This window comes from Rhodoferax sp. P1_F3 (assembly GCF_056405715.1).
This window is the reverse complement of sequence record NZ_JBFUBO010000033.1, coordinates 1-2737: the sequence shown is the minus strand read 5'-3', so window position 1 is coordinate 2737 and position 2737 is coordinate 1. Positions and strand designations below refer to the sequence as shown.

The following is a 2737-nucleotide window of genomic DNA, read 5'->3' as shown; positions in this document are numbered from 1 at the left end:
GGCGGCGCAGCCGGGGCAACGGTGACCACCCTGGGTGGCGTCACGCTTGCCAGTACCGCAGCAGGACTCACCACCGCAGGCATCGCCGTCAACGCTGGCTTTGCGGCTCTGGCATCCCAAGCGGCCGTGGCCATGGTCAACAACCAGGGAGACATCGGCAAGACCCTGGATCAGTTGGGCAAGGAAGAAAGCATCAAGGGCCTGCTGTTGACCATGGTGACGGCGGGGGCGTTGGACAAGCTCAATGCCAGCTACTTCAAGGGTGTGGATGCCACCAGCACCTTTGGCAGCCAGCTGCTCAAGAATGTGACGAACAACCTGGCCACGGACTTGATGAACAGTGCGCTGACCGGCAGGCCGTTGGATGAGAAGACGCTTGCCAACTCGCTGCAAGGTGCGCTTATCAATACCGGCATGGCGCAGGGGGCCAATGCCATTGGCGATGCGGCAAGTGCCCACCTGGATGCCAACAACAACATCATTCCTGCGCAGATAGACGCCTTCACCCAAAAGGTCGCGCATGCGGTGCTGGGCTGCGTAGGTGGCGCGGCCATTGCAGGCAACAGCAGTGGTTGCGCCCCCGGTGCGGTAGGGGCCGTGGTGGGTGAACTTACGGCCGAATTCGCCAAGAACCACAAGATGAGCAATACCGATGCACTGGCTCTGGCCAAGGTAATGTCAGCGGTATCTGGGGTTGTGGTTGGCGGGGGCGGAGACAACGCACAGGCGGTGAATATTGCGGCGACTACGGGGAGCAATGCGGCGGAGAACAACTATCTGAACCACGCAGAAGCCAGTCGATTACTAGAGCTGCAAAAGAAGGCAAATAACGGCACATTGACTCCAGAGGAGTCGCTAGACCGAGATAAGTTGATTGCGCATGACAAAGAAAGCAGTGCAAAACTTCATGCCTGTGGCCCTAGCAACACGCCAGAGTGCCGAGTCATCAAAGCAGACTTTGCTCAAGCCCAACAAAGCTTCCTGCCCACACAAACGGACATCCAAACTTGGGCGAATGAAAAGGCAAAAACGAGCCCCTATAGCGCAGCACAACTGGTTGACGCTTACAACGCCAGCTTCACCAAAGGGCCACTGCCACCCACACAAACCAGCAGCGGGAGTTTGTACGGCGCGGCGGACTGGATACGCGACGAGCTGTCCAACGAAGCCAAGGCCAGCGGTAGTGCGAATGTGTTGGACAAAATCTACATGGGCTGGGCTACTGCCAATGCACCCGCTGTGGGCGCTGGCATTACGTCCATCATCATTGCCAACCAAGCGCTACCCAAAGCTGCGGCTAAAGTGGCTAACTCTGTTGCGACTGCGTTGGATAATCGGGCGCTGGCAAAAGAGCAAGACAAGGCTAAAACGGATGGGGCAAATGGGGAAACGAGGAAATTACCCAACCTTTACCCTGGCGATCCGGCTATGCCTGGTCCTAGATATAAGTTGATTCAAACGGAATCAGGAGATTTCAAGTATCAGCTACCAAGTGGAGAACTTCGTACACCAAAGGGTTCATTTGATTTTATTCAAATCGGTGATGAAATAAGGATTTCACCAGTGAGAAATGATGGATTTTCTACTCACCTACAGCTATCAAAAGGTTCAGAGGTTGACTATGCGGGAAGCATTCAATTTTCGCAGAAGGGTGCTCTAAAGTGGTGGGACAACAGCTCCGGCCACTATCAACCGCCAGCTGCACAATCGCCTATCGTAAATCTGCCGACTAATCTATTTAAACCAATACCCGATTAGAAAAATGGAAGAACCTCTAATCTTTGCCCAGGCGTTAGCTGCCAAGCTTATTGAGCGTCGAGTACCGACTGTGGAAAACGAACTTTCGAAAGCTTGTAGGAAGTTGCCCCCGCAGGAAATACTGGGAATCGTTGTCCAGCTCATGGGCGAAAACGTGCGAGCTGCGGCGGCGATTGCTGTAAGAGCACAGCTCCCTGTCGCTCAGCAATTGGATCTTCTGCATCTTGTTCTTGCGTTGGGTCAGACAAACACAATAAAGGCTCTGGTTTCAGAGGTGTTTTCTCACCGCATGAGCGCAGAATTGTTTTTAAATCAGTTAATTGAAAAGCGAGAACAGTTTCCCATTGGGGTGCACTTTGCAGCCTACTATTTCTTAGGCGCAGCTGTGATGAGGCCAGAGACGCGCCAAGCAATCCGAGCGTTACTTGAAGAAACGAAACCAAAGCAATAGCGCCGTCATCGGTTGACGTTGACATTGGCTGACGGGTTCATCCAGGCGTTGCGCGCAGAACTGAGATAGCTGTCCGAGCCGGGCTTCGAGTCCGCCCATAGACCCAAGTGTCATGTCCCAATAGCCTTTGATTCATGAACCTCGAATCCCACCGCCTAGTCTTCAACCCCTCCCGAGGTTGCCTGATGGCGGTGGCCGAGACCAGTCGCAGCTGCGGCAAGTCCAGCGCATCCGGTGCAACAAGAAGCACCCGCAGCCAACGTACGCGCTGCCTTCGTCCCGCTGAGGTTCAAGCATCAAATCGACCTGTAGCCCTCGTAGCTATTGCGCGAGCAGCTACTAATTCAATAGCGTCTACAGGTTTTCTGAGTACCTTGACCAACGGCGGCACCATCCTGGGCCGCACGCTGCTGGAGATCAACGCCAACACCATCAACAACCTGGGCGGGCAAATCGCCGCCAACGATGTGAAACTGGCTGCCAGCCAAGACCCATCGACAGGCTCAGGGGGGACCATCAACATCACCG

3 protein-coding genes are annotated in these 2737 nt (G+C 54.7%); all 3 read left to right on the top strand.

Annotated elements, in window-relative coordinates:
• Positions 1-1758: DUF637 domain-containing protein (locus tag AC1DZ5_RS21490; RefSeq protein ID WP_477892840.1), on the top strand; the 1758-nt coding region annotated here is incomplete at its 5' end.
• 4 nt (positions 1759-1762) lie between these two features.
• Positions 1763-2209 carry a hypothetical protein gene (locus AC1DZ5_RS21485; protein ID WP_477892838.1) on the top strand — a complete coding sequence of 149 codons (447 nt, stop codon included), beginning with the start codon at positions 1763-1765 and terminating at the stop codon, positions 2207-2209.
• 134 nt (positions 2210-2343) lie between these two features.
• Positions 2344-2737: ESPR domain-containing protein (locus tag AC1DZ5_RS21480; protein WP_477892836.1), on the top strand; the 394-nt coding region annotated here is incomplete at its 3' end.

Bases quoted from the DNA above. Each gene is read 5' to 3' on its own strand.
- AC1DZ5_RS21485 (WP_477892838.1), top strand. From the start codon at position 1,763: ATGGAAGAACCTCTAATCTTTGCCCAGGCGTTAGCTGCCAAGCTTATT.